Origin of the sequence: Exiguobacterium sp. E4787, from assembly GCF_018618375.1 — a bacterium.
Taxonomy (GTDB): domain Bacteria; phylum Bacillota; class Bacilli; order Exiguobacteriales; family Exiguobacteriaceae; genus Exiguobacterium; species Exiguobacterium chiriqhucha.
On the sequence record NZ_JACSLY010000004.1, the window covers coordinates 22,791 to 49,408 of the forward strand.

General features: G+C 55.0%; 23 protein-coding genes and 1 riboswitch. Of the genes, 19 read left to right on the plus strand and 4 right to left on the minus strand.

All coding sequences use genetic code 11. The features are described 5' to 3' along the window. Position 1: 1 nt before the first annotated feature. The 5 genes from ligA (at position 2) to clpB (ending at position 9,022) form a co-directional block, all read left to right on the plus strand. Positions 2-1,999, plus strand: coding sequence for an NAD-dependent DNA ligase LigA (ligA, locus tag KNP80_RS06165; protein ID WP_214719794.1), 1,998 nt, complete (start codon positions 2-4; stop codon positions 1,997-1,999). A 226-nt stretch (positions 2,000-2,225) separates the two neighbouring features. After that, positions 2,226-4,091: a DUF7507 domain-containing protein gene (locus KNP80_RS06170; protein WP_214834395.1), complete on the plus strand. Its 1,866-nt coding sequence runs from the start codon at positions 2,226-2,228 to the stop codon at positions 4,089-4,091. Between the two features lie 141 nt (positions 4,092-4,232). After that, a complete protein-coding gene (locus tag KNP80_RS06175; RefSeq protein ID WP_214719795.1) occupies positions 4,233-5,405 on the plus strand; it encodes a CamS family sex pheromone protein in 1,173 nt (390 codons plus the stop codon). A gap of 140 nt (positions 5,406-5,545) precedes the next feature. Continuing rightward, a complete protein-coding gene (locus KNP80_RS06180) occupies positions 5,546-6,412 on the plus strand; it encodes a DnaJ C-terminal domain-containing protein (protein ID WP_214719796.1) in 867 nt (288 codons plus the stop codon). A gap of 18 nt (positions 6,413-6,430) precedes the next feature. Further along, a complete protein-coding gene (clpB, locus tag KNP80_RS06185; RefSeq protein WP_214719797.1) occupies positions 6,431-9,022 on the plus strand; it encodes an ATP-dependent chaperone ClpB in 2,592 nt (863 codons plus the stop codon). A 38-nt stretch (positions 9,023-9,060) separates the two neighbouring features. Here the strand turns inward: clpB and KNP80_RS06190 are convergent, their stop codons facing one another. Next, positions 9,061-10,134, minus strand: a complete 1,074-nt coding sequence (locus KNP80_RS06190) for a TIGR04053 family radical SAM/SPASM domain-containing protein (RefSeq protein ID WP_214834241.1) — start codon at positions 10,132-10,134, stop codon at positions 9,061-9,063. After that, positions 10,131-11,495 (minus strand): protoporphyrinogen oxidase, encoded by a 1,365-nt coding sequence (gene hemG, locus KNP80_RS06195; RefSeq protein WP_214834244.1) that lies wholly within the window; start codon positions 11,493-11,495, stop codon positions 10,131-10,133. The genes KNP80_RS06190 and hemG overlap by 4 nt, the downstream gene beginning before the upstream one ends. 110 nt (positions 11,496-11,605) lie before the next feature. Between hemG and KNP80_RS06200 the strand changes: the two genes are divergently transcribed. Both KNP80_RS06200 and glsA read left to right on the plus strand, forming a co-directional pair. Continuing rightward, a complete protein-coding gene (locus KNP80_RS06200; protein WP_214719800.1) occupies positions 11,606-11,779 on the plus strand; it encodes a hypothetical protein in 174 nt (57 codons plus the stop codon). A gap of 58 nt (positions 11,780-11,837) precedes the next feature. Then, positions 11,838-12,779: a glutaminase A gene (gene glsA, locus KNP80_RS06205; RefSeq protein WP_021065217.1), complete on the plus strand. Its 942-nt coding sequence runs from the start codon at positions 11,838-11,840 to the stop codon at positions 12,777-12,779. Here glsA and KNP80_RS06210 read toward each other — a convergent pair. After that, positions 12,776-13,549: a CHAD domain-containing protein gene (locus KNP80_RS06210; protein WP_214719801.1), complete on the minus strand. Its 774-nt coding sequence runs from the start codon at positions 13,547-13,549 to the stop codon at positions 12,776-12,778. The two genes, glsA and KNP80_RS06210, sit on opposite strands and share 4 nt — an antisense overlap. A gap of 37 nt (positions 13,550-13,586) precedes the next feature. On the opposite strand from KNP80_RS06210, the gene KNP80_RS06215 reads away from it, so the two are divergent. The 4 genes from KNP80_RS06215 (at position 13,587) to KNP80_RS06230 (ending at position 18,292) form a co-directional block, all read left to right on the plus strand. Then, positions 13,587-14,957: an MATE family efflux transporter gene (locus KNP80_RS06215; RefSeq protein WP_214719802.1), complete on the plus strand. Its 1,371-nt coding sequence runs from the start codon at positions 13,587-13,589 to the stop codon at positions 14,955-14,957. A gap of 173 nt (positions 14,958-15,130) precedes the next feature. Further along, on the plus strand, positions 15,131-16,276 hold the full coding sequence (gene nagA / locus KNP80_RS06220; protein WP_214719803.1) for an N-acetylglucosamine-6-phosphate deacetylase: 1,146 nt from the start codon (positions 15,131-15,133) through the stop codon (positions 16,274-16,276). Continuing rightward, positions 16,273-17,037 carry a glucosamine-6-phosphate deaminase gene (nagB, locus tag KNP80_RS06225; protein ID WP_214719804.1) on the plus strand — a complete coding sequence of 255 codons (765 nt, stop codon included), beginning with the start codon at positions 16,273-16,275 and terminating at the stop codon, positions 17,035-17,037. Before nagA ends, nagB begins: the two co-directional genes overlap by 4 nt. A gap of 151 nt (positions 17,038-17,188) precedes the next feature. Continuing rightward, positions 17,189-18,292 carry an LCP family protein gene (locus KNP80_RS06230; protein WP_214719805.1) on the plus strand — a complete coding sequence of 368 codons (1,104 nt, stop codon included), beginning with the start codon at positions 17,189-17,191 and terminating at the stop codon, positions 18,290-18,292. Positions 18,293-18,324: 32 nt separating this feature from the next. Here the strand turns inward: KNP80_RS06230 and KNP80_RS06235 are convergent, their stop codons facing one another. Next, positions 18,325-19,053 (minus strand): GntR family transcriptional regulator, encoded by a 729-nt coding sequence (locus KNP80_RS06235; RefSeq protein ID WP_214719806.1) that lies wholly within the window; start codon positions 19,051-19,053, stop codon positions 18,325-18,327. A 96-nt stretch (positions 19,054-19,149) separates the two neighbouring features. Here KNP80_RS06235 and KNP80_RS06240 point away from each other — a divergent pair, with 96 nt between their 5' ends. The 8 genes from KNP80_RS06240 to KNP80_RS06275 all read left to right on the plus strand — a co-directional run bounded on the left by KNP80_RS06240 (position 19,150) and on the right by KNP80_RS06275 (position 26,610). Further along, a complete protein-coding gene (locus KNP80_RS06240; RefSeq protein WP_214719807.1) occupies positions 19,150-20,310 on the plus strand; it encodes an alanyl-tRNA editing protein in 1,161 nt (386 codons plus the stop codon). Continuing rightward, entirely contained in the window at positions 20,304-20,732 is a 429-nt protein-coding gene (locus KNP80_RS06245; protein WP_214719808.1) for a GNAT family N-acetyltransferase, read from the plus strand. The genes KNP80_RS06240 and KNP80_RS06245 overlap by 7 nt, the downstream gene beginning before the upstream one ends. Before the next feature lie 77 nt (positions 20,733-20,809). Continuing rightward, a riboswitch (Lysine riboswitch) is annotated at positions 20,810-20,990 on the plus strand. 114 nt (positions 20,991-21,104) lie between these two features. Further along, the gene (locus tag KNP80_RS06250; RefSeq protein WP_214834247.1) at positions 21,105-22,304 is read left to right on the plus strand and encodes an aspartate kinase; all 1,200 of its coding nucleotides are present in this window, start codon (positions 21,105-21,107) and stop codon (positions 22,302-22,304) included. 12 nt (positions 22,305-22,316) lie between these two features. Beyond that, a complete protein-coding gene (locus KNP80_RS06255) occupies positions 22,317-23,312 on the plus strand; it encodes an aspartate-semialdehyde dehydrogenase (protein ID WP_214719809.1) in 996 nt (331 codons plus the stop codon). A gap of 12 nt (positions 23,313-23,324) precedes the next feature. Next, a complete protein-coding gene (dapA, locus tag KNP80_RS06260; protein WP_214719810.1) occupies positions 23,325-24,206 on the plus strand; it encodes a 4-hydroxy-tetrahydrodipicolinate synthase in 882 nt (293 codons plus the stop codon). Next, positions 24,203-24,952 carry a 4-hydroxy-tetrahydrodipicolinate reductase gene (dapB, locus tag KNP80_RS06265; protein WP_214719811.1) on the plus strand — a complete coding sequence of 250 codons (750 nt, stop codon included), beginning with the start codon at positions 24,203-24,205 and terminating at the stop codon, positions 24,950-24,952. The genes dapA and dapB overlap by 4 nt, the downstream gene beginning before the upstream one ends. Next, complete coding sequence (gene dapD, locus KNP80_RS06270) at positions 24,930-25,637, plus strand: 2,3,4,5-tetrahydropyridine-2,6-dicarboxylate N-acetyltransferase (protein ID WP_214719812.1); 708 nt, start codon at positions 24,930-24,932, stop codon at positions 25,635-25,637. The genes dapB and dapD overlap by 23 nt, the downstream gene beginning before the upstream one ends. Positions 25,638-25,683: 46 nt before the next feature. Further along, positions 25,684-26,610 (plus strand): branched-chain amino acid transaminase, encoded by a 927-nt coding sequence (locus KNP80_RS06275; protein WP_214719813.1) that lies wholly within the window; start codon positions 25,684-25,686, stop codon positions 26,608-26,610. Positions 26,611-26,618: the final 8 nt, after the last annotated feature.

The following is a 26,618-nucleotide window of genomic DNA, read 5'->3' on the forward strand; positions in this document are numbered from 1 at the left end:
TATGGAGATGGCAGAACGCGTTGAAGCGATTCGTCAAAAGTTAAATCAATACGGGTATGAATATTATGTGCTCGACCGACCGAGTGTCCCGGATGCGGAATACGACCGTCTCATGAACGAATTGATTGAAATCGAGACGGACTATCCGGAACTCCGGAGTCCGGATTCACCGACGCAACGTGTCGGCGGCGTCCCGCTCGATGCGTTCGTCAAAGTGACACATGACACGCCGATGCTGTCGCTCGGGAACGTCTTCTCCAAAGAAGAACTCGTCGAATGGGTCGAACGGATTGAGAAAGATCTCGGCTACAGTCCGCTGTTCGTCGCCGAGCTCAAGTTTGACGGGCTCGCCGTGTCGCTGAAATACGAAGAGGGTCGGCTCGTCCGTGGCGCGACGCGCGGGGACGGGACGACTGGGGAAGACATCACGCAAAATTTGAAGACAATCCGCTCGATTCCGCTCCGGTTGAACGAGGACGTCACGTTCGAGGTGCGCGGTGAGGCGTACATGCCGAAACGATCGTTCGAACATTTGAACGACGAGCGGGAACGTCTCGGCGAACCGCTATTCGCCAACCCGCGCAATGCGGCGGCAGGTTCGCTCCGGCAGCTCGACTCGAAAATCGCGGCGTCGCGGAATTTGGCATTCTTCGCCTACGGGCTCGTCTCGACGGACGATCTCGTCGCCTCGCATGACGAGTCGCTCGAATATTTGCGCCGTCTCGGGATTGCCGTCAGCCAAGAATACACGACGTGTCATACGGCCGATGAGTTATGGGACTATATTGAAACGTATGTGACGAAGCGGTCGGAGTTGCCGTACGAGATTGACGGCATCGTCATCAAAGTCGCAGCTTACGAAGAGCAAGAACAGCTCGGCTTCACGGCGAAAAGTCCGCGTTGGGCCGTCGCGTATAAATTCCCGGCCGAGGAAGTCGTGACGACGATTGAAGACGTCGACTTTAGTGTCGGGCGGACCGGGAAAGTCACGCCGCGTGCGCGGTTCGCACCGGTCTCGGTCGCAGGGTCGACCGTGACGTATGCGACGCTCCATAACGAGGACTTCATTGTAGAGAAGGACCTTCACATCGGAGACCGTGTCGTCATCAAGAAAGCGGGGGACGTGATCCCGGCCGTCGTCTCGGCGCTCGTCAGTGAGCGGACCGGGGAGGAAAAGGAAATCGTCTTCCCGTCGCATTGTCCAGCTTGTGAATCTGAACTCGTCCGGTTGGAGGGCGAGGCGGACCACCGCTGCGTCAATCCGGAATGCCCGGCCCAACTGCTCGAAGGGCTGATTCATTTCGTATCGCGCCCCGCGATGAATATCGATGGGCTCGGTGAGAAAGTGATTACGCAACTCCATGCGTCTGACCTCGTCCATAACGTGGCCGACCTATATCGTCTCGACCGGGATGCGCTGCTCGCACTCGACCGGATGGGTGAAACGTCGGTGACGAACTTGCTCGCGGCGATTGAACAGTCGAAACAGAACTCGCTCGAGCGCGTCTTGTTCGCGCTCGGTATCCGCCTCGTCGGACAAAAAGCGGCCGCGTTGATTGCGGAACGGTTCGAGACGATGGAAGCGGTCATGGAGGCATCCGTCGACGAGTTGACGTCAATCGATGGTATCGGTACGAAGATGGCTGAATCGATCGTCTTATACTTTGAGAAGCCGGAAGCTCGTGACCTCGTCCGTGACCTCGGCGCTGCAGGTGTCAATCTGACGTTCAAAGGTGCGAAACGACCGGTCGCTGACGCTGATGCGCCGCTCGCCGGGAAGACAGTCGTCTTGACCGGGAAACTGCATGAGATGACGCGTGGCGAGGCCGGTAAGCAACTTGAACTACTCGGTGCAAGCGTCACAGGCAGCGTCAGCAAGAACACCGACCTCCTCATCGCCGGCGAGAAGGCAGGGTCGAAATTGACGAAAGCCGAGTCACTTGGCATCGAAGTGTGGGATGAGGCAGCGTTGCTCGCCTTCTTAGCCGACCGATCTTGAACGAGGTCCTCCGTAGGGAGGGCCTTTTTTCATTGACCTGATTTTCAAACGTTTCCGTTTTCGAGCAGATTCGTGCCCTCATGGGACGGGTAATGATTAGTATCTACAAATACTTTTCGACACCAAGACCTTACACCACGACTCGCGCACACTCATCCTCCATCCCTCTCCCGTGCCGGAGCGTGTCATCGCAGACGTTCGTCACACCTTAGAGGAGGGGACCATCATGCAACGCACCAACCGACGTTTCATCGCACTCATCACATTCGTCCTCGTATTGATTGGCATGTGGGCACCGCATGGAAGTTACGCCAACACGACAATGACACCTACGCCAATTTATGCACAAATTGATTTGAGCCCTGAAGAAATCGAAGCGTACGATGACGCGAGTTTGATTTACGCGGACGTCACGTATTACGGGGCGCGTGAGACGTCAACGATTTGGCGGTTCATGATTGATGCGACAGAGGTCGACTTGACGACGATCGATCAAGTCACCTTGTATGATAAAGCCGGTGTTCCTTATTCATTTCCGAACGCCGTCTATGCGTTTCAGATGGAGGAGCTTGCAGGTGAGTCAAGCGAACCGGGCGATGATGGGACGGAGACCGTTCCAGACGTCGACACACCGGTCGAGCCTCCGCTCGTTGATCCAGAGCCATCACCAGAGGAACCTGTCACAGAAGAAGTGGTCGCACCCTCCGCTAATCCGGCAGTTGCCATCGAGCAATTGGTGCTCGGTGCCGATGGGCCAATCGAGCGTGTGTTAAGCGGAGATTTAGTGACACATCGGCTCGTCATCGATGTGACGGGCGCTCCAATTGAGAACTTGTCTGTGACCAACACGGTGCCCGAAGCGTTGACCGTCGTCGCGGATTCGGTCGAAGTGCTCGGTCCGGAAGGCTCGGTCGCTCCAACGACCGTGAGTGGGCTGCCTGCATTTGAATGGACGTTCCCGACGATACCGGTCGGGACGACGACGATTCAATTCGACACGTTCGCACCAGACGTGACGAGTGAGACCGTCGTGACGAATACGTTCTGTATCGGTGTCGAAGACGAGGCTGTCCCGTCAGCTTGTAAGGAAGCGAGCGTCACGGTCGTACCGAACGAGACGATTGGCCTTGAGGTTGGGAAAGAGGCAAACATTGACCAAGCCGTCGTCGGTGGGATGATTCCGTATACGTTCGTCATCGAGAATACAGGCGAGACGGCGCTCACAATCACGTCCATCGAAGATGAGTTCTTTAGCGGCGACATCGACGCCAAGGCGGTCGATACGTTTAATGCAAACGTCCGCGAGCGCTTATTGGCACTCGTCGGCGATGATGGGCTTCTCGCTGGGGAACGAGTCGAGGCGACCGTCAACTTATCGATTCCAACCGATTACGATTGGACGAGCGCCCCTGAAATCGGGAACGTGTTCCGCGTCGCTGCGACCGATGCTTACGGTCGGATCATCGATGCCGAGAGTCAACAAATCGTCTTATTGAATCAAGCCGACTTCACCGTCACGAAGATGGCGCGTCCCGAGACGGTGCATCCAGGTGAGGCGATTCGCTATACGTATACAATCACGAACACGTCGAACGTCACGTTGTACTTCGTCGACGTCCTCGACGAATGGACGAGCGGGTCGTTGACGACCAAAGAACAGCGCGAGACGACCGAGACGCTTCGAGACGGAATGCGTGCCCTGGCTGAAGTCGAGAACGGACTAGTCCCAGGCGAAGAGGTCGTACTCGAGATGGAGAAAGTACTCTTGCCATCTTACGATGTGCGGGCCGGCGCAGTGCTCACGAACCGGACGACGTTCACGTTCGAAGTCAATCGTGAGGTGCGCGTGTCGCGGACGGTCGAGGCGACCGTGCACGTGAAGCAAAGCCTTCCAAAACCGGACGACGATAACCGTGATGACCAAGATGAATCGGTTTATGTGCCGGAACCGACGACTCCGGTGACGCCAGACCAAGCGACCCTCCCGATGACAGGCACGACCAAAACGTGGGGAACGGTACTCGGACTCGTCTTGATCGTGCTCGGTCTCTTGTTCTTGACGCATCGACGTCGCCCATCCCCGAAAGCATGACGTGGACACCCTTCAACTCGAGTTGAAGGGTGTTTTGCTGTGAATTGGCACTGATTCCGCTTCGACACTTTTTTCAACGGATGATTTTGTTATAATGGACAAAGTGTAACGAAACGAATCATTAAAGGAGTTCTGACATAGATGAAATGGAAACAAATGCTCATCCCAGCTCTCGCCGCAACGGTTTTTCTCGGTGGGTGCTCTATGAAAATCCCGATGGGGGAAGAAGAAGTCACACCGACAGGCGAAGAGACGGCAGCCGAAGGGGTCACGCAAGCGATTCAAGCGCGTGATTCATATTACCAGATGGTCATTCCGTTTAAACCGGCTGCGGCCAGAGGGCTGGCGCAACGTCAAGTCAGCTCATCGCTCGAGCTCGAAGAAGTGGAACTCGGCCTCATGCGCCATTCGACCGGCGCGTTCGATCCGGAGAAGTACGCCTATCAAGAAGGGCAGCTATTGACGAGTGAAGATGTATCGCGTCTGCTTGGCCGTAAAGACAAAACGTCAGAAGGTCTCGTCCCGCTTAACCCGGCGTATGCGAACGGCACGGCCGAAGTGGCCGAAGACCAGTTCGTCGAGGGGAATAAAAAGTCGCCACTCTATTTGGCATCGCTTGTCGAACAAAACTATATGACGAAAACGGATAGTGGGTATCAACTCGGCGGTGTGTCATTCGCCTTGATTTTGAATCAAGAGTACGTGTTCCAGGCTCCGAATTTCGGTCCGACGTATACGGAAAAGTTGGACGAAAAGAAAGTCATCGCTGAAGGAGAACGCATGGCGAATGAACTCGTCGCCCAGTTGCGGAAACGTGAGGACTTTAAAGACCTCGATATTAACGTCGCGTTGTATATGAAAGCGCCGCAAGGTTCACCGACACCAGGGAACTATATCAAATCGGCATTCGTCGGCTCAGCTAATGAAGTGGCGGCAAACGACTGGACCGCCATCGATGAGACATATTATTACTTCCCGTCCGCCACGGCGACGACAGAAGTGCGCGACGATGCCCAAAAGTTCTCCCTCTTCAGTGATCGGATTGCCGATGTGTTCCCGGATTTCAGCGGAATGATCGGGAAGGGCTTCTATCAAAACGGCGAGTTGTCACGAATCGAAATCGACATCCCAATCCAGTTTTATAGCCGGGCCGAGCTCGTCGGGTTCACCCAACACGTCGTCGGTCTGCTCGAGAACCGGTGGGAGTACAACCGGAACGTACCGGTCCGCATTAACGTCACCTCACTCGGTGGCCAACAAGAAGTGACCATCGTGTTCGAAGAAGGCATGGACAGTCCAAGAGTATATTTCTAATCGTAAGAAGGCATCGTGATGAAACGGATGCCTTCTTTTTTTCGTATGCTAAGTAACGAGGAAATTCTTTGACCTTCTTTGACCAAATCGGTAGAATAGACTTAACAGAATCGGGTAAGAAATAGGTGAGGTGAAACGAGATGGCAAAAAACTATTATGACGTCCTTGGCGTGCCGAAAGAGGCGTCCGACCAAGACATTAAGCGAGCGTATCGAAAACTGGCAAAACAATACCATCCGGATGTGAACAAAGACTCGGACGCACAGGACAAGTTCAAAGCGATCCAAGAAGCGTTCGATGTGCTGAGCGATCCCGATAAGAAAGCGAACTATGACCGCTATGGCAGTCCAGAAGGGCCGACGTTCGGCGGAGGGACTTACAGCGGCGACGGATATGGGGAAGGGTCGGCCCAGTTCGAAGACTTGTTCCGCCAGTTTGGCGGCGGGTCACGGACAACGTCGCGGACGTTCGGGTTCGAGGACATGTTCGGCAGCTTCTTTAATCAAGCGGTCGAAGAAGACCTCGATGAGACGGTCCGTGTCAACGTCCCACTCAGTCAATTGACGTCTGATTCCAAAGTGAGTCTGCGTCTCCAGACGGGGACGGTCAACGTGAAAATCCCGCAAGGCGCCCACGAAGGGCAAAAGTTACGGCTCAAAGGTAAGAGTAGCAAGGTCGGACAAGCGGGTGACCGCGGCGACGTGTACGTCGAGCTGCATTTCACGGATGATGATACGTACCGTCGAGAAGGAGCGAACGTCATTACCGTCAAACGGTTGCGCCCGCTCGCTTTCCTCGACGGCACAGAAGTCGTCGTGGCGACATTAGATGGTGGCCGGGTCAAACTGAAAGTGAAACCGGGGTCACGCCCGGGTCAACGGATGCGCATCCCAGGGCGCGGGTTCATGACCGCCTCGAAAGTCCGGTCGGATCTCTTCGTCCAACTCGAAGTCGACTTGCCGCTAGACGCCGGCCACCGATCTGTTTACGAACAACTCGAACGTTGAGCCTAAGGAGGAAGCAAAATGGATTTCAATCGATTTACCGATAAAGCACATGAAGGCATCGTCAGTTCGCAGGCACTTGCGAAACAGTACCACCATAGCGAGATGAACGAATGGCACGTCTTGGCGTCGATGATTTCACAAACGGACGGCATCGCGCCGCTCCTACTGCAAAAAATGGAATTGAGCGTCGCCGACATCGAGGCCGAGGTCGCGATGGCACTCAAGAACGCACCGAAGCTTCAGACGCCGACGACGCCGATGATCTCGGCCTCGCTGTTGAACGTGTTGACGACGGCGGAACGGGAAGCGACCGGTATGAGTGACGAGTACGTCTCGGTCGAGCACGTCCTGCTCGGCATCATTATGAATAAGAGCCAAGCGCAAAGCATGCTCGAGCGCAAAGGTGTGACCGAAGAGAAACTACGCGAGGCGCTTGTCGCCGTCCGCGGAAATCGGCGCATCACGTCGAAGTCGCCGGAAGCGACGTATGATGTCTTGACGAAGTATGGCCGCGACTTGATTCAAGAAGTGAAGACCGGGAAAATCGATCCCGTCATCGGGCGCGATAGCGAGATTCGGCGCGTCATCCGCATCTTGAGCCGGAAGACGAAAAACAATCCGGTCTTAATCGGGGAGCCGGGTGTCGGGAAGACGGCAATCGTCGAAGGGCTCGCCCAACGCATCGTTCGCGGCGACGTTCCGGAAAGCTTGAAAGATAAGACGATTTTCAGCCTCGATATGAGTTCGCTCGTCGCCGGGGCCAAATATCGCGGCGAATTCGAAGAGCGGCTCCAAGCTGTCTTGAACGAAGTGAAAGAAGCGGAAGGGAAAATCATCCTCTTCATCGATGAACTGCACACGATTGTCGGAGCCGGCAAGTCCGAAGGGGCGATGGATGCCGGGAACATGCTCAAACCGATGCTCGCCCGCGGCGAACTCCACTGCATCGGCGCGACGACACTCGATGAGTATCGCCAATATATCGAGAAGGACCCGGCACTTGAGCGCCGCTTCCAACAAGTGCTCGTCAACGAACCGGACGTCGAAGACACGGTGTCGATTTTGCGAGGTTTGAAAGAACGCTTCGAGATTCACCACGGTGTCCGCATACACGACAACGCGCTCGTCGCAGCGGCAGTCTTATCGAATCGCTACATCACCGACCGATTCATGCCGGACAAGGCGATTGACCTTGTCGACGAGTCGTGTGCGATGATTCGGACGGAGATGGAGTCGATGCCGGCCGAACTCGATGAACTCGTACGTCGCGTCATGCAACTCGAGATTGAGGAGGCGGCTTTGAAGAAAGAAAGTGATGACGCCTCGAAGAAACGACTCGATGCGCTGCAACAAGAACTCGCCTCAATTCGCGAACAGTCGGACGCGCTCCGACTCCGCTGGGAGAACGAGAAAGAGTCGACGCACCGAGTGCAACACATCCGTGGCGACTTAGAAAAAGTGAAGCTCGAACTGCAAGAAGCTGAGAGCCGCTACGATTTGAACCGGGCCTCCGAGCTCAAATATGGCCGTATCCCGGAACTCGAGCGTGAACTCGCGGAAGCAGAACGGCTCGCCGGTTCGGTGACACGTGAACTCGTCCGCGAAGAAGTGACCGAGGAAGAGATCGCCGAGGTCGTCTCGAAATGGACGGGCATTCCCGTGACGAAATTGACCGAAGGAGAACGAGATAAGTTGCTCAACCTCGAGACGGTGCTCCATCAACGTGTCTTTGGACAAGACGATGCGATTCGCCTCGTCAGTGATGCCGTCATTCGGGCTCGAGCCGGCATTAAAGATCCGAACCGTCCGATTGGATCGTTCCTCTTCCTCGGGCCGACCGGTGTCGGGAAGACCGAACTCGGGAAAGCGCTCGCCGAGGCGATGTTCGACTCGGAAGACCATATCGTACGTCTCGACATGAGCGAGTATATGGAGAAACACGCCGTGTCGCGTCTCGTCGGAGCACCTCCGGGTTATATCGGCTATGAAGAGGGTGGCCAGTTGACGGAAGCGGTCCGCCGCAACCCGTACTCGGTGCTCCTGCTCGATGAGGTCGAGAAAGCGCACGCCGATGTGTTCAACATCTTGCTGCAACTGCTCGATGATGGTCGCTTGACCGATTCGCACGGACGCGTCGTCGACTTCAAAAACACAATCGTCATCATGACATCGAACATCGGGGCCGACATCTTGCTCGAAGCGGCGAAAGATGGTGTCATCGATGAGGCGGAAGAACGCCAAGTCATCGAGCGGCTCCGTCGCCACTTCCGTCCCGAGTTTTTGAACCGGGTCGATGAGACGATTTTGTTCCATCCGCTCACGCGGGCCCAAATCGGCCAAATCGTCGAAAAAGCAGTCGCGCGCATGGGTAGTCGCTTGACGGCGCGCTCGATTCAAATCGAGATCACGGATGCCGCGAAAGTGTTCATCGCCGACGAGGCGTATGAGCCACAGTTCGGGGCCCGTCCGATCAACCGGTACGTACAACGGACGATTGAGACGAAACTCGCCCGTAGCATCCTCGCCGGAGACATCGAGGACGGCCAGACGGTCGTCATCGATGTCGAGAACGACGAGCTGACGCTTCGTCCCGCAACGGTGACGCATTAAACATTGAAAGAGCGCTGGCTGATGCCGGCGCTCTTTGTTTAGGAGACGGGTGCGGGTTGATAGATGCAGTATGGTTCTTCGGCCTTATAGTCGCCGGTGACGGCATAAGCTCGGGCCCGCGAGCCGCCGCAGACGTAACGATACTCGCAGTAGCCGCATTTTCCGTGATGAGTATCGGGATCGCGTAGTGATTTAAAAACCGGGTGGTGCCGATAAATCTCGGCGAGCGGTGTCTGTTTCACGTTGCCGCACGTGATTGGTAAAAAGCCGGACGGCTGCACGTCGCCCGTATGCGAGATAAACACGAAACCGTTCCCGTCATTCGTGCCGCGGGGTGCTTTGGCGAGATCGTCATGCGGATGGCCGATGGGTGACAATCCAACTTGTTTTCGGTTCAAGTTTTCTTGCCGGGCGATGCGCCGATAAAACTGGGCTTCGGTCGTCGAGATGATGAATGGGACGTGTTCTTGCAAGGCGAACGCCCAGCGGAGCACATCTTCATGCCGTTCCGGAGAGATGGGCTGCAGGAGCGACCCGCGGCCGGTCGGAACGAGGAAGAACAGCGTCCACACCGACACCCCGAGCTCACCGACGAGTTTGGCGATTTCCGGGAGTTGATCGACGTTATATTCCGTGACCGTCGTATTGATTTGGAATGACATGCCTTCTTCCCGGAAGTAAGAGATACCGCGCAACGTCCGTTCGAAACTGCCGCGGGTACCCCGAAAATAGTCGTGCGACTTGGCGTCCGGACCGTCGAGCGAGAACGCCCAGCGCGTCAATCCGGCATCTTTCGCCCGTTTGACGGCGTCATGGGTCACGCGTGGCGTTGCCGATGGGGTCATCGATACGCGCATGCCGAGCGAGGCGGCGTATGCCGTCAACTCGAACAAGTCTTCGCGCATGAGCGGGTCGCCCCCGGTGAAGACGAGAATCGGATTGTCCATCGCATGTATGTCGCGGATGAGCGCCTTACCTTGGGCGGTGTCGAGTTCATCCGGATAACGATGGAACTGGGCCTCGGCCCGGCAATGGACGCAGGAAAGCGCACAGGCGCGTGTCACTTCCCAAATGACGATGAACGGATTCTCGTTGTAGTCGATTCGTTTCATACGGACACCGCCTGTCTTGCCGTGATGCGTGTGACGGCTTGTTTGGCCGAGTCGACGCAGTCAGGGAGACCGACGCCGTGTAAAATCGCCCCGCAAGCTTCGACGCCGTCGAGGGAGGACATCGTCTCCTCGAACGCGCGCACGTATTGTTTATGACCGACCTCATACTGCGGCATCGTGTCGACGTGACGCTCGACTCTCGTGAAGATCGGGGTACCGACGTGTTGAATTTTCCGAAGTTCACGGAGCGCGAAGTCGGCAATCGTGTCGTCGGATTCTGTCAACAAGTCGGGAACGAACGCGGAGCCGATGTAGACGCGTAACAGCGCCTTGTTTTCGGGTGCCATATGCGGCCATTTCTTATGCATCCAGCTACAAGCGGTCAAGGCGTTGCCTTCGCCTTTGGCGATGACGTAGCCCGTCCCGTCGAGTGCCTCGACGTCTGCTTTCTCGAACGCCGCGAGCACGGTGATGGAAGACGTGCGTTTCAATGACGACAACCGTTCCGCTTCCGGGAGACCGAGGAGCGGGCCGAGGGCGTTCGGCGAGGTGGCTAACACGATGCCGTCAAACGACTCGACCCTTCCGTCCTCGAGCACCACTTCATGGGGCCGGACTGCCGCGACTCGTGTCTCGAGACAGAGGCGATCAATCGATGGACGGAGCGCCTCAATCAAGACACCAAGCCCTTGGCCGAGCGATAAAAATTTACCAGCCTCGCGCGGTTTGACACCGGCTTGGACAGGAGGTGTCAATGCTTTCATACCGAGAATCAGGCTGCGTGTTTTTTGTTCAATCGTGATAAACTGAGGGAAAGTAGACTCGATGCTCATATCGTCGAGCGTACCATTGTAAATCCCTGACAGGAGCGGTTCGATCATCGCCTCGACGACTTCCGACCCGAGCCGGGCCCGAAAAAACGTATCGAGCGAGATATCTGATCCCGCATAGACGCGGGGTAACACGAGATCTATACCGGCCCGAAACTTGCCGCGCCACGTGAACAGATCCGTTTTGACCATCGGCCAGAACTTGGTCGGGATGCCCATGACCGAACCTGAAGGCATCTGTCGCAGTCGGTTCCGGACGTAAATGTACGAGGTCCCGGTCATCGACCGGACGAGATCGTCGTCAAGCCCAAGTTCGGTGATCAGCTCGGTCAATGTCGGCTTACGGGCCATATATCCGTCCGGCCCACATTCTAAGACGAAGCCGTCCCGATAAACGGTCTTGATTTTTCCGCCAATCCGGTCACTTGCTTCATACAATGTGACGTGCGCTCCCGCCTGTTTCGCATAATACGCGGCAGCCATGCCAGTAATCCCTCCACCGATGATTGCAATCTTGTTCAATCCATTCACCCATTTCTATGTAGTATTCCTACTAACGGTACCGAGAATGTTGACGTAGACATAGGATAAGTCTCACACGGTTCAAGACAAATTCGTCACGATTGGAAGGAGGACCACCTATGGTTTGGTTCGGGATAACGGCCGCGGTCGTCGTCGTCGGCATCATCGCGTTCATCGTCTCGATGAATCGGCATGGCGAGAAGCTCGAAGGTGACGAGGACAGCCCGCCGGTCATATGGGCCGACGAGGAATGGTATAAGCCGGACAAGGAAGACGGTCCACTTGATGGTTAACCGTCTTCAAATATGTTAAGATGACCCGGGTAAAAACTATCGGACATGGGGTGATTGGATGAACGTATTGGAACAGCAGTTGGCGCATTTGGTCGACGAGTGTCGTCCGTACACAGCACAAGGAAAAGTCGCCGACTATATTCCGGAGCTCGCGCATGTACAAGATGATTTGCTCGGCGTGGCGATTTGCCTACCTGATGGTTCTTATATTCATGCGGGGGACGTCCATCATAAGTTCACGATTCAAAGCGTCTCGAAGGCGTTGACGCTCTGTTACGTCTTGATGGAGTTCGGAGAAGATTACGTGTTCTCAAAAGTCGGTATGGAACCGACGGGGGATGCATTCAATTCGATTGCCAAACTCGAAGAGACGGTGCCATCGAAACCGCTCAATCCGATGATTAACGCCGGGGCGCTCGCGGTCACGAGCATGATTTTAGGGGACACGGCGGAGCTGAAAATCTATCAGTTCCGTCAATTTTTGGCGACGTTGCTCGATGTCCCGGTCGAGGAAGTCACGTATAACGAAAAAGTCGCCCGCTCGGAATACGAGACGACCGACTTGAACCGGGCCTTGCTCTATTTCATGCGCCATCACGGAATCGTCGAGGGCGATGTCGATGAGATTATCGATGTGTACACGAAACAGTGTGCCATCGAAATCGATTGTTTTGACTTGGCTCGCATCGGCCGGATTCTATCAGGTAACGGAGAAGACCCGGTCACCGGCGAAGAGTTGATTCCACGTCGTGTCGTCCGTATCGTCAAAGCCATCATGACGACGTGCGGCATGTACGATGCATCGGGTGAGTTTGCCGTCCGTGTCGGCCTGCCCGGAAAGAGCGGGGTGTCGGGTGCGATTCTTGCGACCGGCAAACACGAGCTCGGATTGAGTGATGTCGGCTTTGGTATTTTTGGGCCTGCCCTCGATTCAAAAGGGAACTCGATTGCTGGGATGAAGTTGCTCGAACTGCTCGTCGAACGCTACACGTCGCGCTAAAGCTTGATGGCGTCGACCGATTCGTCGAGCCGGGTGTGCAATTGCTGGACGACTTGTTCATAGTCGTCGGTCAAGGCGGCTGGCGGCGTGAAATCGGTCCAGCGCAACAACAGCTGATGCCGGTCATTCATATCACCAAGTTCGGTCTGGAGCCGCTTCAGTTTTTGAACTTGGTCTTTTGAGGCGCTCGGCTCATAGTTCAATAAGTACTCATTTAAATAGCGCTCCCGCTTCACGGCGAGCCGGACTTTGTGGAGGGTATCGAGCCGGTCGTTCCGTTTCGTCGCTGCGTGATAGGTCGCGATGCGGCGCTTGCGGTCGGCTTTGGCTTTATCGAGAAACACCGCCGCGTCTTGTTTGCGAAAGGCGCGGAACAGCTGCCCGCCAATGAAGCGACGGACTTGCTGGTCGAGCGAAGGCGTCATTTTTTCGGTCACACGCGCTTTCAACAGCGTGCGGTCCTTGGCCCGTTGTGTTTCGACATGCTCAACAAAAGCTTGATCGAGCTCGGTCTCGACGGCGAGCCCTTCAAGCAGGACGTCTCCGTCACGCACCGCACCGAGCGCCTCCATCAACTGCTTTAATTGACGATACGTCGAGGGCTTCGTGTCGTACAATTGGATGAACGTCAATAGCTTGCGCAAGTGGACCCGAGCTTGATGGATATCTTCGCTGTTTTGAAACGTCAGCGCTTCGGTCATGTAATGATTGAACGTATTCCACGTCTCTAACAGCTCATATTTTAATTTTTCCGCATTCCGTTGATTCATTCTAATTTTTCCTTTCTGAAATGAGATGAGGTTGCCCATGTATCAAACACATTCACTAAATGAAAAAATCAAACTGTTCTTCACCATCTTCTTCCCGATTTTGGTGACACAAGTGTCCTTTTACTTAATCAGCTTTTTTGACACAGTCATGTCGGGCCGAGCCGGCGCCGTCGATTTGGCGGGTGTCGGTGTCGGGTCGAGTTTATGGATGCCGGTGTATACGGGGTTGAGCGGGATTCTGCTCGCCGTCGCACCGATTGTCGCTCAGGCGCTTGGTGCCCGTAATATCCAACAAATTCAACGGACGCTGTACCAAGGCGTGTACTTAGCAATCGGTTTAAGCATCGCGACGCTCGTCCTCGGCTTTTGGCTCGTGCCGACGGCTGTCGACGGCATGGGACTGAGCGAGGAAGGAAAACGGATTGCCAAAGGGTATTTGCTCGCACTCGGATTCGGGGTGTTGCCGATGTTCTTGTTCAACGTGCTACGCACGCTCATGGACTCACTCGGCAAGACACGAATCTCGATGCTGCTTATACTATTAGGGTTACCCATTAACGTCGGATTAAATTACATCTTCATCTTTGGAAAACTCGGCGTCCCAGCGTATGGCGGTGTCGGGGCGGGAATCGCCTCGGCCATTACGTATTGGCTGCTCTTCTTTATGGCGTTCGCGTTTGTCCGGAACGGCAAGCCGTTCCTTGAATATCGTTTCTTGCGCTCAGTGGAGCGTATCTTCTGGCCGAGACAGAAAGAACTGCTCAAGCTCGGGACACCGATTGGTCTCGCCATTTTTGCGGAAGTGAGCATCTTTGCGGCGGTGACGTTGCTCTTGAGTGAATATGGAGACAATATCGTCGCGGCCCACCAAGCGGCCATCAACTTCGCTTCGTTCGTCTATATGTTGCCGTTGTCCGCGTCGAGCGCGCTCACGATTGTCGTCGGCTATGAGCTCGGGGCCCGGCGGCTTCAAGACGCCGTGCGCTACGCCAAAATCGGCATTGTGCTCTGCCTGGCTGTGTCGCTCTTTTCCGGTGGGCTCTTGTTTTGGCAGAATGAACGGGTCGCCGCCATCTATACGAACGACGCGGCCGTCGTGGAACTCGCGGCCCACTTCATGATCTTCGCGGTCTTCTTCCAATTGTCGGATGCGGTAGCCGCCCCGATTCAAGGGATTTTGCGTGGGTTCAAGGACGTCAACGTGACGCTCATCTTGTCGCTCATCGCCTATTGGGTCATCGGCCTCCCGCTCGGCTATACGCTCGCCGAAAGGTTCGGTTTCGGACCGGACGGCTATTGGATTGGTTTGATTGCGGGTCTAGCGGCCGGAGCCGTGTTGCTGGTCATGCGTCTCATCCATATCGTCAAACGGTATGAGGCCCAACCGATTACGAACGAAACATCCTAAACAAGACAGGTTGACGCTACGGCGTCAGCCTTTTTTGTTGTTTGAGGGGGAAACAGGACGGGCAAAGAATTGGGGAAATAGAGTTTATTAGTCAGTTGAATTGGTCTATACAACTATACTGGTTTTTGATATGATAACGATGAAGCTACTTGAAGAAAGGTGGATGACCGATTATGGTGATCATCAATGCACACATCGTTTCGGGGGACGAAACGTGGGAACGAGGCTATATCGAGTTCGATGGCACGACGATTGTGAGCGTCGGTGCGATGGAGGACTATCAGGCAGGAACAAATAAAGAGATTGACGTTCACGGGGCGCTCGTGACGCCAGGCATGATTGACGTCCACATTCATGGAGGTTACGACGTCGATACGATGGATGCGGACGTGGATCGACTACGTCATCTCAGCCGTTCGATGCTCGCTGAAGGTGTGACGTCTTATTTTGCGACGACGATTACACAGTCACCGACTGCCATTACGAAGGCGCTGCAAGCAGCCCGGACTGTCATCGAGGCGGGAGACGCGGCACTCGTCGGCATCCATCTAGAGGGACCGTTCGTCAACGTCGACAATGCGGGGGCACAGCCGGCCGAATATATTATCGATCCCGATGCAAGTCAATTCCGCACATGGCAACAGGAAGCGGGCGGTCACATTCGCCTCGTCACGTATGCGCCGGAACGTCCGGGAGCACGTGAGCTTGAACAGGTGATGGGTGAGACCGGTGCAATCGGATCGACCGGACACACGAACGCCACGTTTGCCGAGAACAAGGAAGCGAACGTCAAGCATGGCACGCACTTATACAATCAGATGCGAGGGATTCATCATCGGGAGCCGGGAACGGTCGGCTATTGTCTGTTGGAGCGGGACGTCATGGTTGAAATCATTCCAGACGGGATTCACAGCCGGCGCGAGATGATCGACTTCGCCTATCGCATGAAAGGGGCGGACGGTCTCGTCGTCATTACAGATGCGATGCGCGCCAAAGGTCTTCCGGACGGCCGTTATGAACTCGGGGGTCAACCGGTCATCGTCGAAGGCGGGGCGGCTCGACTCGAAGCCGGTAACTTGGCCGGCAGCGTCTTGACGATGGACGCGGCGTTCCGCAACGTAATCGCGTTCACGGGATGCACGGTGCAAGAAGCGGTGAAGATGACGTCGGCGAACCAAGCGCGTGAGTTCGGTTTGACGAACAAAGGGGCCATCGCGCCTGGCTTCGACGCGGATCTCGTCATTTGGGATGACGCGATGACGGTCGTGACAACGATTCATCAAGGACAGGTCAGTTATTCGAAGGAGGACATGCAATGAACATATTAGTGGCGAACACACCGACGGACGCAGAAGAAATCGCATATACACTCATCAAGGAACGGGTCGCCGGGAAGCGCGATTTCGTGCTCGGACTCGCGACGGGCAGTACACCGGTCGGGATGTATCAGATGTTCAAACGAGATCAACTCGACTGCAGTCACGTGACGAGCGTCAATCTAGATGAGTATATCGGGCTCGCACCGAGCCATCCGCAAAGCTATCATCACTTCATGGAAGAGAAGCTGTTCAATGACATCCCATTCAAACAGAGCCATCTGCCTCATGGTGACGCGGCCGACCCGGAAGCGGAAGCGGCCCGCTATGAACAGCTCATCCGCTCGATTGGTGTCGACCTGCAATTGCTAGGCATCGGAGAGAACGGACATATCGCCTTCAATGAGCCGGGTACCGCGCTCGATGCGAAGACGCATGTGACCGAACTGACCGAGTCGACGCGTGAAGCGAACCGCCGTTTCTTCGATTCAATCGAAGACGTGCCGACGCAGGCCATCACGATGGGACTCGATACGATTATGAACGCACGCGAGATCGTCCTCGTCGCGACCGGTACCCGTAAAGCCGAAGCCGTGCATCACATGATTGAGAGCGTGCCGACGATTGACTGGCCGGCTTCCATCTTACAGGCGCATCCAAGTGTGACCATCGTGCTCGATGCCGAGGCGGCCTCGGCTTGTAGCAATGTGTTACAGGCGCGTGGCAGTGAAGCGGCCGACCGATTCTTTTCGATTCGAGCTTGATGACCTGGAGACAAGTGTCTCCAGGTTTTTTTCTCGTTAACTGTGGGAAATTGTATGGAAATGGATTTGTAATCAAAACGTTTTCGACAAAAGTCGAGGTTTCCTCTATAATAGGTGAGGCTCATATCATTCGATCGCGAAGGAGAAACTCATGAATTCAAGAACCCAAGCTCGTAGACGGCGCAAAGGCCCGTCTGCGTTTTATAAGCTGTTCAGCGCCCTTGTATTGATTGCCGTCATCGTTGGCTCAAGCATGTATGGAACGGCTTTTTATAAAGCGCATAACATGCTGTCAGGTACTCAAGTGACGCTTGAGGATGATCCGACTATCGAACCGACTCGATTTGATAAAGAGGATACCGAGAGCTTCCTCGTGCTCGGGACGGACTTGTCCCCGCAGAAGAAAGCGCGCGGCGAGTATGGTCGGTCTGACGTCATGATTGTCGTCATTCTGAACAAGAAAAACAAACAGACGACGATGCTCAGCATCCCGCGTGACTCGTACGTCAACATCGACTATACGGGCTTCAATATCCCGTACGGTAAGACGGGTCTCGATCAAGACAAAATCACGCACGCCTATTACTTCGGGTCGATGGATGAATCGAACCCGAACAACGGCATGCGGATGGCGACGAACACGATTGAAGACTTGGTCGGCATCGACATCGACCACGTCGTCTCCCTCAACTTCCAAGGGTTCGTCGACTTCATCGATGCCGTCGGCGGGGTCGAAATCGACGTCCCATTCTCGTCTGAACAGAAGAGTTACGACGCTTCACGCGAAGTCGTCCAAGTCGAAGCAGGGCTTCAACAGTTATCGGGCGAAGAGGCACTTGCTTACGTCCGTAACCGTTATGACGACCCACGCGGAGACATCGGTCGCGGACAGCGTCAGATGGAAGTCATCAATGCCGTCCTTGACCAAGCGCTCGGCACGTCGCTCATCAACAACTACGACAAAGTGTTGAAAGCAGTCGGGGACAACATGCAGACGACGCTCGGTCCGAACGACTATATGCGTTTAATCGAGGACGTCGGCGCCCTCAACAACACGGTTCAATATCAGTTGACCGGTGAAGGGGCCCGCGGTGTCGACGGTCATTTCTATTACTTCTTGAACGAGCCGTTGTTCGAAGAAGTCCGTTATCGCGTCCAACAGGCCGATGCCGGGAATGAAGTCGAACCGATGACCGATACCGAGCTTGAGACGTATATGTACGACCCAGCTGGAATCACGTACGAAGCACAATAAAAAATGGTTTGCCGTCCGCGGCAAACCATTTTTTATGTGCGTTCCATCGCGACGGTGAATGAGTAGGCGTCGCCGCGGAACAAGGAACGGCTATACTCGAACATGTCCCCGTTCTCGAGATACGTCCGTTGGTCGATTAAGAGCACAGGGGCGTTCGAAGAAATCGTCAACAGCTTCGCTTCCTCCGGTCCCGCGCTCCTCGCCTCGAGGGTTTGGGTCGCATTCTTCAACCGGAGCCCCGACTGCTCGGCGAACTCGTAAATCGAACCGACGGCATCTGTCTCGGTCAAGTTCGGTAGTAAGGCGACCGGGATGTATGCTGTCTCGAGGGCGAGCACGTTCTCATCGGCGAGACGGAGACGTCGCATCTCATAGACGGGGGTGTCGAGCGCGACACTCAGTTTTTGGGCGATTTTGGCTGGTGCCGGAATCGTTTGGAACGATAACAGGCGGCTAAACGGACGCATGCCCCGATGTTTGATTTCTTCCGAGAAACTTGTCAATCCGGACAAGGCCATCGTGATTTTTTTTTTGGCGACGAACGTGCCTCGGCCTTTTTGACGGCTCAAATAACCGGCGTTGACCAAGTTCGTGATGGCTTGGCGGACCGTCATCCGGCTGACGTTATAGCGCTCGGAAAACTCCCGTTCGGATGGGATGGATTCTCCCGGTTGAAGCTCGCCGGCATCTATTTGTTGCTTTAAATAGGCTTCGATTTGATAATAAATAGGTAGCGGTGATTGTTTATCAATCTGTAACATGCATATCGCTCCTGACTGCTAAAGTAAGTGTTTCTTATTATAGACCAAATTAGACTAGTTGTCTGAACATATCCTACAGAAAAGGTGGCGATCAAGATGAAGCCATGGCAATTTGAAACGACGGTGACCGACGTGCGCACCGATGCGCGCGGGACGTGGGTCGCGCTTGAATCCACATTATTTTATGCGGAAGGCGGGGGCCAACCTCCGGACGTCGGAACACTCGACGGACAACCCGTTCTCGACGTGCAACGGGTTGATGAGGTCGTCTGGCATTTAGTCGAAACGGGGCTCGAACGTGGGAAGTTCGTGACTGGAATGGTCGATGACGCGGTCCGTCACGACCACTCGATTCAACACACGGCTCAGCACGTGTTGACGGCTTTATTGGAAGACGAATACGGTATTCAGACGCTCAGCTTCGGCATCGGACAAGAGGAGTCGTCGCTTGAAATCGAGACAGAGACGCTCGATTGGACTCAAATCGAGTCGTTGGAACGAGACGTGCAACGCATTATCTTTGAGAACCGTCCCGTCTCCACGTACGAACTCACGTCCGCAGAGGTCGAGGTCGATCGGTTACGCAAACCGACCGACCGCACCGGGATGATCCGGATTGTCGACATTGAGGGACTCGATTACAACGCGTGCGGTGGGACACATGTCGAGACGACCGGCCAACTTGGGATCGTCCATGTGACCTCGATGAAAAAAGTTCGTGGGAACGTCCGCCTGACGTATGTGGCCGGTCACCGGGCCTTGTCCGCCATCCATTCGTCACGGACAGCGCTGCGGACGATTCACCAAACGTTATCGACGACAAACGAGACGGTCGCTGCCCGTGTCCTCGAGGAACGAAATCTTCGTCTCGAGCGGGACAAGGAAGTGAAGGCGCTCGAGGCGCGCGTCGCGAAAGCGAAAGTCGCTGCCTTTTTGCAGGAAGACAATTACGTCATCACCCATATCGGTAAGACGGAAGCGGAAACGTTGACGACGACCATCGTCGAACGCATCGCTGCGACGGGCCGAATCGCTGTCGGAGCCAATCATACAGGTCAAAAGCTATGGCTCATGCATGACGGGACACATGACATCGCCATCGGTAAATTCTTAAAACGGACGCTCGACGACCTCGGCATCGGTCGCGGTGGCGGCAGTCATAAACAAGCCCAGGCCCGATTCGAATCGGTCATCGAGTTGGAACGTGCGACGGCAGAAATCGTGAAACGGCTTCAGGAAGGAATGGTATCATGTTGAAGATTGAGCACGGCACGGAAGCAGAACTGATTGAACAGGCACGGGTTGTGCGAGCGACAGTGTTTATTCACGAGCAAGGCATCGCCCCTGAAATCGAGTATGATGAGCTTGACCCAGACTGCATCCATTTCGTCGGGACGGTGGACGGTGAGCCGGTGACGACGGCGCGTCTGCGTCCAATCGGTGACGCGGTCGGGAAAGTCGAGCGGGTCGCCACACTCGCTTCGGCGCGCGGTAACGGGTATGCCAAGGAAATCATGCTCGCCATCGAGTCTGTCGCGCGAACGAGTGAGTTACATCAGCTCAAACTTGGTGCTCAACTGACGGCTCTGCCGTTTTACGAGCGTCTCGGATACGAGGCGTACGGGGACAATTTTTTAGACGCGGACATTCCGCATCGGATGATGAAGAAGACGTGGTGACTGTTTTTAGAAATTTTCCTTTTTTCTAAAAAAAGGTTGGCAAGCCGGGATGCATTTGTTATAACTAAAACTAACAACTGACAGATAGAGGTTGCGAATGACATGAGTACGCTTGATCGACACGGACGCATTCCGGATCGAGCCGAAAGGGGAATTTCGCCGAAGTCGACGTTCGCATGCGTACGAACGAAGGCTGGGGTAGTCGTGAATAACGCCTACACTGCCATGGATGAAATGCCATGGAGCGCTATCTACGGAACGATTCTTTAATCGTTTTTCAACTGCGCGTACAAGCGGCAGACCGTAGGGAGAGTGCTTCCTACCGGTCTGCCGCTTTTTCTGTTGGTGGACATCATGAAAGTGGGGAACCTGATGACAACCGTATTGAAATTTGGAGGCAGCTCCGTTGCCACGATTGAACAAATCCAGGCCATTTCCGAATATTTACAGACACGGGCCGCGGCCGGAGAGAAACTTGTCGTCGTCGTCTCCGCGATGGGGAAAACGACTGACTCACTGTTGTCACTCGCCAAACAAATCACGGAACGCCCGATGATCCGTGAACTGGACCGCCTGCTTGCGGTCGGTGAGGAGCAGACGATCAGCCTGCTCAGCATCGCTTTGAACTCTCGAGGCGTGGCGGCCATCTCGCTTACCGGACAACAAGCCGGGATAGACACGATGGGTATTCACACGAAAAGTAAAATCAAAGCGATTCGCAAAGAGGTGCTCGAAGAGAAGCTCCGGACATATGACGTCGTCATCGTCGCCGGTTTCCAAGGCGTCAACGAGTTCGGTGATGTGACGACGCTCGGACGAGGCGGATCGGATACGACTGCTGTCGCCTTGGCCGCCGTCCTCAGCAAACGCTGTGAGATTTACACGGACGTCGCCGGTGTCTATACGGCTGACCCGCGCATCCATCCGACGGCCCGCCGATTAGATACCGTCTCGTATGACGAGATGATGGAAATGAGCGCGCTCGGGTCGAAAGTGATGGAGATGCGTAGCGTAGAGCTCGCGAAAAAATTTGATGTGAACATCTTTGTAGGAAAGACGCTTGCGAGCGAAGGAGGAACATGGATCATGGATATGACACAGGCGATGGAACAAAAAGCGGTGACGAGCGTGAGCGTCGTGAAGAACGTGCTCAGCGTCTCAATCAAACATATTCCACATTCGGTGGCAGGAGTTGCCGACATTTTCGAGAAATTGTCACAGCGTCATGTCAATATCGATATGATCAGTCAGACGGCGTTCGATGGTGAAGTATTCCTGTCGTTCACCTGTCCGCTCGATGAAGAGACGTTTCTCGAAGAGGCACTCGCGGAACTGACTGAGACGTTCCCACAAATCAAAATCGACCGTCATACCGAGCATGCGAAAATCTCGGTCGTCGGCATCGGCATGCGTGATGCGACCGGTGTCGCTGCCGAACTGTTCGCCACGTTCCGCGAGAGCGGGATTCCATTCTATCAAGTCACGACATCCGAGATTAGCATCTCGTACACGATTAACGAACAAGACGTCGAAGCAGCTGTCGCGGCCATCGCGACCCGCTTCAAGTTATAAGGAGGACGCCACATGTATAACGTAGCCGTCGTCGGTGCGACCGGTGCCGTCGGCCAAAAGATGATTGAAGTATTGACCGAGTATGAATTTCCAATCAACGAATTGATGTTGTACGCATCGGCCCGTTCAGCCGGGAAGACCGTGAACGTGAACGGCAAGGACGTCGTCATCCGAGAACTGTCGGACGCGATTTATGCGGACCCAATCGATATCGCGCTCTTCTCAGCCGGTGGGAGCATCAGTGAACAATATGCGCCTCGCCTGAGCGAACAAGGTGTCATCGTCATCGACAACTCGAGCGCATTCCGGATGAAAACGGACATTCCGCTCATCGTACCGGAAGTGAACCGAGTCGAATTGAGCCCGGACAAGACGCTCATCGCCAACCCGAACTGCTCGACGATCCAATCGGTCGTCGCGCTCGCACCACTCGCGGAAGTATACGGGTTGACGCGTGTCGCCTATACATCGTATCAAGCCGTCTCTGGCTCGGGCCAAAAAGGGATAGAGGACTTGGAACGCGGAGCACGTGGGGAAGAGCCGAAGAACTACCCGTATCCGATTTACGATAACGTCTTGCCACACATTGATGTGTTCTTAGAGAACGGTTATACGAAAGAAGAACAGAAGATGATTGAAGAGACACGCAAAATTTTAAACGCGCCGAACCTCGGTGTCACAGCGACATGTGTCCGTGTCCCGGTCCGCAACAGCCACGCCGTCTCCATCACGGTCACGCTCGACCGCGACGCGACGCTCGCCGAAGTAAAAGCCGTGCTCGCGGACGCGCCAGGTGTCGTCTTGATGGACAACCCAGGGGAGCTCGTCTATCCGACACCACTCGATGCGAACGGGACAGACGACGTGTACGTCGGTCGTATCCGTGTCGACGAGTCACAGCCGAACACGTTCCATCTCTGGTGCGTCGCTGATAACGTTCGAAAAGGCGCGGCAGCGAACGCCGTCCAAATCGCCCAATGTATGATTGGGCAGACTGCTACGAAATAAGGGGGAGATTATATGTTCACAGGAGTCGCAACCGCACTCGCTACACCGTTTCAAGCAGACGGTCTGCTAAATCTCACAGCGTGGGAAGCGTTGATTGAAGATCAAATTAAAGAAGGTGTCAGCGGTCTCGTCATCGGGGGAACGACTGGTGAAGGCATGACCATCACGGACGAAGAGTTCGAGACGCTTCTCGTCAAAGCGATTGAAGTCGCTGCCGGCCGCGCCGTTATCATCGCGGGAACCGGGTCAAACAACACGGCGCTCAGCATTCAAAAGACGAAACGGGCCGCCGAACTCGGAGCCGAGATGGCGATGGTCGTCACGCCTTATTACAACAAGTCGACGCAAGCGGGTCTGATTGCCCACTTCACAGCGATTGCCGACGCGTCACCGATTCCGCTCATGCTCTACAACGTACCATCTCGGACGGGCGTCGCACTTGATCCGGCAACGGTTGGGGAACTCGCTGATCACCCACGCATCGCTGCGCTTAAAGAAGCGAGTGGGGATATCTCAGTGATGGCTCAAATGATGGCGCATGTGCCGGAAGGGTTCCCAGTTTATTGCGGGAACGATGATCAAATCCTTCCTTATATGGCTTGGGGGGCGCAAGGTGTTGTATCGGTCCTCTCGAACGTCTATCCGGGTGCGACGGTCGCTTTAGCTGAAGCGCTCCTCGTCGGAGATTTGGAAACGGCACGCACATGGCAGCTCCGACTGCTCCCGGTCATCGACGAATTGTTCGCGGAAGTGAACCCGATTCCGGTCAAAGCAGCATTGAATGCACGCGGATTCGAGTTCGGTGCACCACGTCTCCCGCTCGTCCCAATGAGTGCGACGGCCGAGGCCCGCTTGTTGTCGGCAATGGAGCAGTTCAATGAGGTGAGACAGTGAACTTACTCATTCATGGATACGGCGCGATGGGACAAATCGTCGAAGAAGTCGCCCGGACACAAAATTTGAACGTTGCGGCCATTGTTTCGCCGGCCGGAGGGGAACATCCTGTCTCGCTACAAGATGTCGAGGCCGAGGTCGATGTCGTCATCGACTTCTCGAACCCGGCGCTGTTGGATGATGTGCTTGCGTTTGGAAAAGCTAAACAAATCCCGCTCGTCATCGCGACGACGGGCTTCTCGGAAGCAGAGCTCGCCAAAATTGAGGCGGCGTCTCAAGAGATCCCGATTTTCCAGTCGTATAATACGTCTTACGGGATCGCTCTTTTGAAACAGTTGCTCGACCAACTCGTCCCGCTCACGCTTGGTTATGACATCGAAGTGATTGAGGCGCACCACCGTAAGAAAGTCGATGCACCGAGCGGGACGGCGGAACTGCTCGCCCGTGCCATCGAGGCGAAACGCGACGTGACACCGGTATATGACCGTACACCGCGTCGTGAAGCGCGCGCAGCCGATGAACTCGGCATGCATTCGGTACGCGGGGGGACGATTTTCGGTGAACATACCGTCCTCTTTGCCGGAGACGACGAAATGCTTGAATTGAAACACACGGCCCTGTCCAAACGCGTCTTCGCGAACGGGGCACTCGCTGCGGCGGCAACGATTCTTGACCGCCCAGCCGGATTATACAATTTAACGAACCTATACGAGGAGGCCACTCATGTTACTCACAAACGCTTATGAAATCGCGCAATACATTAAAGATGCCAAGAAAGAAACGCCTGTCAAATTGTACGTCAATGGTCAATTGGCCGGTCTGACGATCGAAGATGCCAAAGCTTTTGGAACGGACGAGTCGAAACTGTTCCTCACGACGGCTGAACGTGCGGCTGCTTTCCTAGAAGCGAACGCTACCGTCATCACGGACACGCACCTCGAGTACGACCGCCGCAACAGCGCCGTACCGATGCTTGATACGACGCAGTTGAATGCCCGCATCGAACCAGGTTCGTTCATTCGCGACCACGTTCAAATCGGGAATAACGTCGTCGTCATGATGGGTGCTGTCATCAATATCGGTGCCGTCATCGGTGACGGGTCGATGGTCGATATGAACGCGGTCATCGGTGCCCGCGGGACGCTCGGGAAAAACGTCCACCTTGGCGCTGGCGCTGTCGTGGCGGGTGTCCTTGAGCCACCTTCAAAAGATCCGGTCATCATCGAAGATGGCGTCATGGTCGGTGCGAACGCCGTCATTTTGGAAGGCGTCCGCATCGGTGAAAATGCCGTTGTCGCAGCAGGTAGTGTCGTCACACAAGACGTACCGCCAGGCGTCGTCGTTGCCGGTACACCAGCCCGCGTCATTAAGCAAAAAGATGAAAAAACCGCAGAAAAAACACAACTTGTTGATGACTTACGCTCCCTGTAACGTATAATAGACAGAAAATATCAAAAATGAATGGGAGAGTTGAACAATGGAACAGTATGGACAATGGATGTGGCAAGACGGGGCTTGGATCGAGCCGAGTGACGCGAACACGAGTATCATGACACACGCGATTCACTACGGTAGCGGGTTCTTTGAAGGAATTCGGGCATACCACACAGAGGAAGGCCCGGCCATCTTCCGACTCCGTGAACACTTGGAGCGACTCGTTCGTTCGTGTGCATACTATCACGTCGACTTGCCGTACACGGTCGATGAGCTCGAACAAGCGACAATCGAATTGATTGAACGCAACGGATTCGAAGCTTGTTACATCCGCCCATTCGTTTTCCTCGGCACACCTTGGCAGGCACTCATGCCGACACAGGAAACGAAAGTACACGTTGCCATCTCATGCTGGCCGCTCGGCGAATATTTCAGCAAGACGGTCGGGATCCGCGCGAAAGTCGCCTCGTATCGTCGCGTCTCTTCGACGATGATGCCGATGCAAGCGAAAGCGGCAGCGAACTATATGAACTCACAACTCCTTAAAGGAGAAGCGGTCCGCGACGGGTATGACGAAGCGATCGCCCTCGACATGAACGGAAACGTCAGCGAGGCGAGCGTCGCCAACATCTTCCTCGTCAAAGGAAACAAAATTTTCACACCGTCACTCGATTGCTCGGTGCTCGACGGCATCACGCGTCAAACGGTGATCGAACTTGCCCGTGAGGAAGGGTTCGAGGTCATTGAACGCCACATCGGACGTGACGAACTATATGTCGCAGATGAGATCTTCTTAACAGGAACGGCGGCTGAAGTGACGAGCGTCATCGAAATCGACAACATCTCGATTGGCGGCGGCGTCCAAACGGTCGCGACGAACATGCTCACGCGTTACCGTGAGGCCGTGACCGGACAAATCGCGGGCCACCGTGATTGGGTCACGTTCGTCAAAGCCGGAGTCAAAGAATAAAGGAGTTT

Excerpts from the sequence above, each read along its gene's own strand:
- ligA (WP_214719794.1), top strand. The coding sequence starts at position 2 with ATGGAGATGGCAGAACGCGTTGAAGCGATTCGTCAAAAGTTAAATCAA.
- KNP80_RS06170 (WP_214834395.1), top strand. The coding sequence starts at position 2,226 with ATGCAACGCACCAACCGACGTTTCATCGCACTCATCACATTCGTCCTC.
- KNP80_RS06175 (WP_214719795.1), top strand. The coding sequence starts at position 4,233 with ATGAAATGGAAACAAATGCTCATCCCAGCTCTCGCCGCAACGGTTTTT.
- KNP80_RS06180 (WP_214719796.1), top strand. The coding sequence starts at position 5,546 with ATGGCAAAAAACTATTATGACGTCCTTGGCGTGCCGAAAGAGGCGTCC.
- clpB (WP_214719797.1), top strand. The coding sequence starts at position 6,431 with ATGGATTTCAATCGATTTACCGATAAAGCACATGAAGGCATCGTCAGT.
- KNP80_RS06190 (WP_214834241.1), bottom strand. The coding sequence starts at position 10,134 with ATGAAACGAATCGACTACAACGAGAATCCGTTCATCGTCATTTGGGAA.
- KNP80_RS06200 (WP_214719800.1), top strand. The coding sequence starts at position 11,606 with ATGGTTTGGTTCGGGATAACGGCCGCGGTCGTCGTCGTCGGCATCATC.
- glsA (WP_021065217.1), top strand. The coding sequence starts at position 11,838 with ATGAACGTATTGGAACAGCAGTTGGCGCATTTGGTCGACGAGTGTCGT.
- KNP80_RS06210 (WP_214719801.1), bottom strand. The coding sequence starts at position 13,549 with ATGAATCAACGGAATGCGGAAAAATTAAAATATGAGCTGTTAGAGACG.
- KNP80_RS06215 (WP_214719802.1), top strand. The coding sequence starts at position 13,587 with ATGTATCAAACACATTCACTAAATGAAAAAATCAAACTGTTCTTCACC.
- nagA (WP_214719803.1), top strand. The coding sequence starts at position 15,131 with ATGGTGATCATCAATGCACACATCGTTTCGGGGGACGAAACGTGGGAA.
- nagB (WP_214719804.1), top strand. The coding sequence starts at position 16,273 with ATGAACATATTAGTGGCGAACACACCGACGGACGCAGAAGAAATCGCA.
- KNP80_RS06230 (WP_214719805.1), top strand. The coding sequence starts at position 17,189 with ATGAATTCAAGAACCCAAGCTCGTAGACGGCGCAAAGGCCCGTCTGCG.
- KNP80_RS06235 (WP_214719806.1), bottom strand. The coding sequence starts at position 19,053 with ATGTTACAGATTGATAAACAATCACCGCTACCTATTTATTATCAAATC.
- KNP80_RS06240 (WP_214719807.1), top strand. The coding sequence starts at position 19,150 with ATGAAGCCATGGCAATTTGAAACGACGGTGACCGACGTGCGCACCGAT.
- KNP80_RS06245 (WP_214719808.1), top strand. The coding sequence starts at position 20,304 with ATGTTGAAGATTGAGCACGGCACGGAAGCAGAACTGATTGAACAGGCA.
- KNP80_RS06250 (WP_214834247.1), top strand. The coding sequence starts at position 21,105 with ATGACAACCGTATTGAAATTTGGAGGCAGCTCCGTTGCCACGATTGAA.
- KNP80_RS06255 (WP_214719809.1), top strand. The coding sequence starts at position 22,317 with ATGTATAACGTAGCCGTCGTCGGTGCGACCGGTGCCGTCGGCCAAAAG.
- dapA (WP_214719810.1), top strand. The coding sequence starts at position 23,325 with ATGTTCACAGGAGTCGCAACCGCACTCGCTACACCGTTTCAAGCAGAC.
- dapD (WP_214719812.1), top strand. The coding sequence starts at position 24,930 with ATGTTACTCACAAACGCTTATGAAATCGCGCAATACATTAAAGATGCC.
- KNP80_RS06275 (WP_214719813.1), top strand. The coding sequence starts at position 25,684 with ATGGAACAGTATGGACAATGGATGTGGCAAGACGGGGCTTGGATCGAG.